General features: G+C 68.6%; 9 protein-coding genes. 4 read left to right on the top strand and 5 right to left on the bottom strand.

Annotated elements, in window-relative coordinates; genetic code table 11:
• Nucleotides 1-230 precede the first annotated feature (230 nt).
• Nucleotides 231-1016, bottom strand: coding sequence for a hypothetical protein (locus tag ACFWPQ_RS51780; RefSeq protein WP_384052142.1), 786 nt, complete (start codon nucleotides 1014-1016; stop codon nucleotides 231-233).
• 150 nt (nucleotides 1017-1166) lie between these two features.
• Here ACFWPQ_RS51780 and ACFWPQ_RS51775 point away from each other — a divergent pair, with 150 nt between their 5' ends.
• From ACFWPQ_RS51775 to ACFWPQ_RS51765, 3 genes are all read left to right on the top strand, one after another.
• A complete protein-coding gene (locus tag ACFWPQ_RS51775; protein WP_181805866.1) occupies nucleotides 1167-1958 on the top strand; it encodes an ABC transporter ATP-binding protein in 792 nt (263 codons plus the stop codon).
• Nucleotides 1959-2028: 70 nt separating this feature from the next.
• Nucleotides 2029-2463 carry an NfeD family protein gene (locus ACFWPQ_RS51770; RefSeq protein WP_361284558.1) on the top strand — a complete coding sequence of 145 codons (435 nt, stop codon included), beginning with the start codon at nucleotides 2029-2031 and terminating at the stop codon, nucleotides 2461-2463.
• A gap of 130 nt (nucleotides 2464-2593) precedes the next feature.
• On the top strand, nucleotides 2594-3538 hold the full coding sequence (locus ACFWPQ_RS51765; protein ID WP_089107845.1) for an SPFH domain-containing protein: 945 nt from the start codon (nucleotides 2594-2596) through the stop codon (nucleotides 3536-3538).
• Nucleotides 3539-3678: 140 nt separating this feature from the next.
• Here ACFWPQ_RS51765 and ACFWPQ_RS51760 read toward each other — a convergent pair whose 3' ends face one another.
• The 3 genes from ACFWPQ_RS51760 to ACFWPQ_RS51750 all read right to left on the bottom strand — a co-directional run bounded on the left by ACFWPQ_RS51760 (nucleotide 3679) and on the right by ACFWPQ_RS51750 (nucleotide 5743).
• Nucleotides 3679-4188 (bottom strand): HNH endonuclease, encoded by a 510-nt coding sequence (locus ACFWPQ_RS51760; RefSeq protein WP_361284564.1) that lies wholly within the window; start codon nucleotides 4186-4188, stop codon nucleotides 3679-3681.
• Between the two features lie 167 nt (nucleotides 4189-4355).
• Nucleotides 4356-4895: a YbhB/YbcL family Raf kinase inhibitor-like protein gene (locus tag ACFWPQ_RS51755; RefSeq protein ID WP_384052139.1), complete on the bottom strand. Its 540-nt coding sequence runs from the start codon at nucleotides 4893-4895 to the stop codon at nucleotides 4356-4358.
• A 65-nt stretch (nucleotides 4896-4960) separates the two neighbouring features.
• Complete coding sequence (locus ACFWPQ_RS51750; RefSeq protein WP_384052137.1) at nucleotides 4961-5743, bottom strand: sporulation protein; 783 nt, start codon at nucleotides 5741-5743, stop codon at nucleotides 4961-4963.
• A 148-nt stretch (nucleotides 5744-5891) separates the two neighbouring features.
• Here ACFWPQ_RS51750 and ACFWPQ_RS51745 point away from each other — a divergent pair, with 148 nt between their 5' ends.
• Nucleotides 5892-6542, top strand: coding sequence for a DNA-3-methyladenine glycosylase (locus ACFWPQ_RS51745; protein ID WP_384052135.1), 651 nt, complete (start codon nucleotides 5892-5894; stop codon nucleotides 6540-6542).
• 177 nt (nucleotides 6543-6719) lie between these two features.
• Here ACFWPQ_RS51745 and ACFWPQ_RS51740 read toward each other — a convergent pair.
• A partial coding sequence (locus ACFWPQ_RS51740; RefSeq protein WP_384052134.1) for a hypothetical protein occupies nucleotides 6720-6914 on the bottom strand: 195 nt, incomplete at its 5' end.

The following is a 6914-nucleotide window of genomic DNA, read 5'->3' as shown; positions in this document are numbered from 1 at the left end:
ATGCCGCCGTGCGGCTCTTCGGCCCAATGATCCGAACGGGCAGTCACGGACCGGCCTCCCGTACCACCCGTGACACCTCAGGCGTTGGCCAGCGCACGGCCCACGGCCGGGCCGGACCCGCACGCGCAGAGGAACCCTTCCCAAACCCGGCGTTCGGCAACACCGCGGTCGACAAGTAGGACCGGCCCCACCGCCGAGGGCTGTGCCGGCCGGCGTAGCGCACGGGCGCCCTAACGCCCCCGCTCGCGCTCCTCCACCACCGAGTTGTACGCCGCTACCTGTGCCCGCCGGGCCGTCCGCTCCACCGGCCGCAGCGCCAGCGACCGCCCCGCCATCTCCGACGCGCTCACCGCCCCGCCGTGCCCGTTGTCGTACGCCAGCGAGACCAGCAGCCCCACCCGCTGCGCCAGCTCCAGCACCCGCACCGCCCGTGGCGGATACCCCGGCGCCAGCACCTCCCGCCCCCGCTCGGCCCGCGCCCGGTACGCGTCGATCGCCGCCTCCGCCACCGGCCCCGAACCCGCGACGTCCAGCTTCGACAGCATCTCGGTGGCGTCCCGCAGGGCCTCCGCCAGCTCCCGCTCCGCCTCACCGAGCGACGGCACGTCGGCCGGCGGCGCCTCCCGCACCGGCAGCACGTGCCAGACCACCTCGACATGCACGTCACCGGCGGGCCCGGCCTCGGACACCTCCGGCACCAGACCGAACGCGGCGCCGTGACAGATCACCGCCTCCTCGGCCTCCAGCGCCCGAGCGTTGAACTCCGGCGGGCCGCTCAGCCCCAGCGGATGCCCGGGCGCCGGCAGCGCGACCCGCAGCCCGGTCGTCCCCAGCGTCCGCAGCCGCCCCAGCGCCAGCGTGAGCCCCACCGGCGCGGACTCACCCGGCAGCCCTTCCACCCGGTGCACCGCGTCCTCGCCGACGATGGCGAGCACGGCGTCATCCGGAGAGACAAGTCCGGCCAAAAGGGCATTTCCCCATGCGGCGAGGCGTCCTGAACGCGGTTCCGAGAGCATGCCCCCACCCTAAGGACCGGACCGATGGAATGGAGCGCCGCACTCGTGGCGTAGATTTCGTAGGGGCTGCGCCCACCGGCGCCGCCGCCCGAGCCACAGGCGTACGCGACAGCCGAGACCGGCCACACTGCAAGGGGAGACAACGCGCTCATGAGCGATGTTCTGGAGCTTCAGGACGTATCTGTGGTCCGCGAGGGCCGGGCTCTGGTGGACCAGGTCTCCTGGTCGGTGAAGGAGGGCGAGCGCTGGGTCATCCTCGGCCCCAACGGCGCCGGCAAGACCACCCTCCTCAACGTCGCGTCCAGCTACCTCTTCCCCAGCAAGGGCACCGCCACCATCCTCGGCGACACCCTCGGCAAGGTCGACGTCTTCGACCTGCGCCCGCGCATCGGCATGGCCGGCGTCGCCATGGCCGAGAAGCTCCCCAAGCGCCAGACCGTCCTGGAGACCGTGCTCACCGCCGCCTACGGCATGACCGCGCACTGGCAGGAGGAGTACGACGAGGTCGACGAGCAGCGCGCCCGCGCCTTCCTGGACCGCCTCGGCATGACCGAGTACGTGGACCGGAAGTTCGGCACCCTCTCCGAGGGCGAGCGCAAGCGCACCCTGATCGCCCGCGCCCTGATGACCGACCCCGAGCTCCTCCTCCTCGACGAACCCGCCGCCGGCCTCGACCTCGGCGGCCGCGAGGACCTGGTCCGCCGCCTCGGCCGGCTCGCCCGCGACCCGATCGCCCCCTCCATGATCATGGTCACCCACCATGTCGAGGAGATCGCCCCCGGTTTCACCCACGTCCTGATGATCCGCCAGGGCAAGGTCCTCACCGCCGGCCCGCTGGAGCTCGAACTCACCTCCCGCAACCTCTCCCTCTGCTTCGGCCTCCCGCTCGTCGTCGAGCAGCTCGGCGACCGCTGGACCGCCCACGGACTGCCCCTGTCCTGACGGGACCTGACGGACCCAGACCCGGCAAAGCACTCTGTCGGGGTCGGCACCCCGGCCCTACCATGACTATGTGAACAGCATCGACGCGTGGGTGTGGTGGCTCGTCGTCGCGGCGGCGCTCGGCATTCCGCTCGTGATGACCGCGATGCCGGAGTTCGGCATGTTCGCGGTCGGCGCCGTGGCCGCCGCCGGTACCGCCGGACTCGGCGCGGGCGTCGTGCTCCAGGTGCTCGTCTTCGTCGTCGTCTCGGCCGCACTGATCGCCGTCGTACGGCCCATCGCGAACCGGCACGCCGCCCAGCGCCCCCAACTCGCCACCGGTGTCGACGCGTTGAAGGGCAAACAGGCCGTCGTACTCGAACGCGTCGACGGCGGCGCGGACGGACGGATCAAGCTCGCCGGCGAGATCTGGTCGGCGCGCTCCCTGCACCCGGACCGCGCCTACGAAGTGGGCCAGGAAGTGGACGTCGTGGAGATCGAGGGGGCAACCGCGATTGTCATCTGACCTCGTAAGACTCAACTGAACAGAAGAGTCCCCGAGTTGCGCGTGCGTCTGTCAGACTCATCCAGCAAGATCTTCAACAACCATAAGATCTTCCGAAGCGCCGAGGCGGAGAAGGGTACGGGGAGCGACGATGGAACCGGTCATCATCGTCCTGATCATTCTGGTGGTGTTGGTCTTCATCGCCCTGATCAAGACGATCCAAGTCATCCCGCAGGCGAGCGCCGCCATCGTCGAGCGCTTCGGCCGCTACACGCGGACACTGAACGCGGGCCTCAACATCGTGGTCCCGTTCATCGACACCATCCGCAACCGCATCGACCTGCGTGAACAGGTCGTACCGTTCCCGCCGCAGCCGGTGATCACCCAGGACAACCTGGTCGTGAACATCGACACCGTCATCTACTACCAGGTGACGGACGCCCGTGCGGCCACCTACGAGGTCGCCAGCTACATCCAGGCCATCGAGCAGCTGACCGTCACCACGCTCCGCAACATCATCGGCGGCATGGACCTGGAACGCACCCTGACCTCCCGCGAGGAGATCAACGCGGCCCTGCGCGGCGTCCTCGACGAGGCCACCGGCAAGTGGGGCATCCGCGTCAACCGCGTCGAGCTCAAGGCGATCGAACCGCCCACCTCCATCCAGGACTCGATGGAGAAGCAGATGCGCGCCGACCGTGACAAGCGCGCCGCGATCCTCACCGCGGAAGGCACCCGCCAGGCCGCGATCCTCACCGCCGAGGGCGAGAAGCAGTCCCAGATCCTGCGCGCCGAGGGCGAGGCCAAGGCCGCGGCTCTGCGCGCAGAGGGCGAGGCCCAGGCGGTCCGCACGGTCTTCGAGGCGATCCACGCCGGCGACCCGGACCAGAAGCTGCTCTCCTACCAGTACCTCCAGATGCTCCCGAAGATCGCCGAGGGCGACGCCAACAAGCTCTGGATCGTCCCCAGCGAAATCGGCGACGCCCTCAAGGGCCTCTCCGGCGCGATGGGCAACTTCGGCAACCTGGGCGGCGGCTCGAACGGCGGCGGCAACGTCCCCGCTCAGGAGCGCCGCGAGAAGCCGAACATCGACTGACGGTTCTGAAAGACAAAGGTTCCCCGCACCCACCGGTTTTTCGGGGGCGCGGGGCTCTGTTTGATTTGCGGCTTCGCCGCGTGGGCGCGACAAGCCACGTACGACCGGCACTCGCCCGACTGCGTCAGCCAGGCACGCGACTAGGCGGCCACATCCCCCGCCAACCACTCGGGCAACGCCGCCAGATCCTCGGCCCCCATCGCCAGCAGCATCGCATCCTGCGGCGAAGGCTCGAACGGCTTCCGAAGCAACGGCATCTCCGCCTGCTCCGGCGTCCGGTCCGCCTTCCGGTGATTGTCCTCCGCGCACGAGGCCACCGTGTTCAGCCAAGAGTCCTGACCGCCCTGGGCCCGAGGCACCACGTGGTCGACGGTCGTCGCCCGACGCCCGCAGTACGCGCACCGGTGCCGGTCCCTGACCAGCACCCCCCGCCTCGACCAGGGCGCCTGTCTCCGAAAGGGCACCCGTACATACCTGCAGAGCCTGATCACCCGAGGCGCAGGTATGTCCACCTCGGCACCGCGCATGCGCAGTTCGGGGTGGGCCTGCTCGACGACGGCCTTGTCCTGGAGCACCAGAACAACGGCGCGGTTCAACGTCACCGTAGACAGCGGCTCGAAGCTCGCGTTCAGCACCAGCGTGTCACGCATCCAGCCCACCTCCCATGTGCACCGTGCCCACCCCCGGCGGGCTTGGATCAACTCTGGACGGGCGCGCCGAGATGGACAACGCAATAAAAACTGCCCGCCTCTGATCACTTCCATGACCAGAGGCGGGCAAACGTTCAATGAACGCTCAGCTGATTTCGCGCGCGTCGTCAGCCCTGCTCGGGGTTCTCGTACTCCCCGATGAGCTGCGCCCGCGCGATCGCGTGGAACCGCAGGTTGAACCCGACGACGGCCGGCGACACGTCGGCGTCCGGACCGAGCTTCTCCTGGTCCACCGCGTACACCGTGAAGACGTACCGGTGCGGCCCGTCCCCGGGCGGCGGCGCGGCACCGCCGAAGTCCTTCGACCCGTAGTCGTTGCGCACCTGGACCGCGCCCTCGGGCAGGCCCTCGAACTTGCCGCTGCCCGCGCCGGCCGGCAGCTCGGTCACCGAGACCGGGATGTCGAACAGGACCCAGTGCCAGAACCCGCTGCCCGTCGGGGCGTCCGGGTCGTAGCAGGTCACGGCGAAACTCTTGGTCCCGTCGGGGAAACCCTCCCACCGCAGCTGCGGCGAGACGTTCCCCTTCGCGTAGACCTGAGCGTCCTTGAGCGTCGCCCCTTCCACGATGTCCTCGCTCGTCACCGTGAACGACGGGACGGGCGGATGGAAGTCATGGGGGAGAGGCCGCCGCTTGAGCTCGGTCACCTCGGTACCTCCTGATCGGTACTGATCGATTACGGAACCCGTCACGGAATCCGCGGTTCCCGAGCCTAGAACCAGTTGCGCTTGCTGCCGACCTCGGACAGCCACTGGTTGAGATACGCCGCCCAGTCGGTCCCGTGGAAGTCGTGCAGACCCACCTGGAACGAGCGGAACGTGTCACTGCCCTCGCTGAACAGCCCCGGCTTCTTGTCCATTTCGAGGATGACGTCCATGGCGTGCGCGTCCGCCACGAAGCTCAGCTCGACCTGGTTCAGCCCCCGGTACTGAGTCGGCGGGTGGAACTCGACCTCCTGGTAGAACGGCAGCGTCTGCCGCGTCCCCCGGATGTGTCCCTTCTCCAGGTCCGCGTGCTTGAAACGGAAGCCCAGCTGGATGAAGGCGTCCAGGATCGCCTTCTGCGCCGGCAGCGGATGCACGTTGATCGGGTCCAGATCCCCGGAGTCGACGGCACGCGCGATGTCCAGCTCGGTGGTCACCCCGATGTTCATCCCCCGCAGCGCCTGCCCGTCGATCATCGTGACGGGCGTCTCCCACGGAATCTCCAGCCCGAACGGAACCGTGTGCACGGCCCCGGCCTGAAGCTCGAAGGCACCGCCGAGCCGCACCTTGCCGAAGCCGATGTTCTGCTTGTACTCCTCGTCGCCGCTCTCCACCTCGACCCGCGCCTGGAGACCCACGGACAGCCCCTGGATCTCCTGGTTCACCGAGCCGCCCTGGATCCGCACCTCGCCCTGGACGACGCCGCCCGGTACGACGTTGACCTCGGTGAGCACCGTCTCGACGGACGCCCCGCCGGCCCCCAGGCTCGCGAGCAGCTTCTTGAACCCCATGACTCTCCCTCTACTGCCTCTACTACGTACGGACCCTTGATCCCTACAAACGCGATCCGGTCGCGACCGGTTCCGGCCCACACCCTGGCAAGCAGACGAATCCTTGACCAGCCCTTGGCGTCCCCGGCCTGGACTAGGCTCGGACGCCATGATCGCGCCCCCGGACCGTACGCCACTCTCCAGGACCTTCTTCGACCGCCCTGTACTGGAGGTCGCCCCCGACCTCCTCGGCCGCACCCTCCTCCGCACCACCCCGGACGGCCCGATCGCGGTGCGCCTCACAGAGGTGGAGGCGTACGACGGCCCGAACGACCCCGGCTCGCACGCCTATCGCGGTCACACCCCCCGCAACGACGTGATGTTCGGTCCGCCCGGACATGTGTACGTCTACTTCACCTACGGCATGTGGTTCTGCATGAACCTCGTCTGTGGCCCCGAGGGCACCGCCAGCGCGGTCCTGCTCCGCGCCGGCGAGATCATCGAGGGCGCCGAGCTCGCGCGCAAACGTCGACTTTCGGCCCGATATGACAGAGAACTGGCCAAAGGGCCGGCCCGCCTGGCCACCGCCCTGGGCGTCGACCGGGCCCTGGACGGTACGGACGCGTGTGCCGTCGGCGAGACACCGCTGCGGATACTGACCGGCACGCCCGTACCCTCCGACCAGGTACGCAACGGTCCACGCACCGGAGTCGCCGGCGAGGGCGGCGACGGGGACGTCCATCCCTGGCGCTACTGGGTCGCCAACGACCCCACGGTCAGCCCCTATCGGGCCCACGTACCCAGGCGCCGCTCAAGTTGACGCGTCCCTGGAAGGTGCGTAATGTAGCCCGAGCCGCTGAACCGGGTACGGCAATCGCCAGCAGTCGGAAGCGGCCACCCACTACCTACGACTTCCCCTGACGGGGTCGACTTCGGCATGCCTGCATGCCCGAATTCGAACTCGTGGGACTCGATTATGAGTCCCGGCGGGAATCGGCTAACGTAGTGAATGTCGAAAGGCCGACGGGCGAAAGCCGGAAAGCCTCAAGACAATCCCGCCGACCGGGAATCGGACGCCGAAAGGATCTGATAGAGTCGGAAACACCGAAGGGAAGCCCGGAGGAAAGCCCGAGAGGGTGAGTACAAAGGAAGCGACCGTTCCTTGAGAACTCAACAGCGTGCCAAAAGTCAA

This window comes from Streptomyces sp. NPDC058464 (assembly GCF_042721035.1).
Lineage (GTDB): Bacteria > Actinomycetota > Actinomycetes > Streptomycetales > Streptomycetaceae > Streptomyces.
The sequence above is the reverse complement of the archived record's forward strand: the minus strand, read 5'-3'. Positions and strand labels throughout refer to the sequence as shown.

What these genes read in the sequence shown, in the direction of transcription:
- ACFWPQ_RS51775 (WP_181805866.1), top strand. Translation starts at nt 1,167, where the DNA reads ATGAGCGATGTTCTGGAGCTTCAGGACGTATCTGTGGTCCGCGAGGGC.
- ACFWPQ_RS51780 (WP_384052142.1), bottom strand. Translation starts at nt 1,016, where the DNA reads ATGCTCTCGGAACCGCGTTCAGGACGCCTCGCCGCATGGGGAAATGCC.
- ACFWPQ_RS51765 (WP_089107845.1), top strand. Translation starts at nt 2,594, where the DNA reads ATGGAACCGGTCATCATCGTCCTGATCATTCTGGTGGTGTTGGTCTTC.
- ACFWPQ_RS51745 (WP_384052135.1), top strand. Translation starts at nt 5,892, where the DNA reads ATGATCGCGCCCCCGGACCGTACGCCACTCTCCAGGACCTTCTTCGAC.
- ACFWPQ_RS51760 (WP_361284564.1), bottom strand. Translation starts at nt 4,188, where the DNA reads ATGCGTGACACGCTGGTGCTGAACGCGAGCTTCGAGCCGCTGTCTACG.
- ACFWPQ_RS51750 (WP_384052137.1), bottom strand. Translation starts at nt 5,743, where the DNA reads ATGGGGTTCAAGAAGCTGCTCGCGAGCCTGGGGGCCGGCGGGGCGTCC.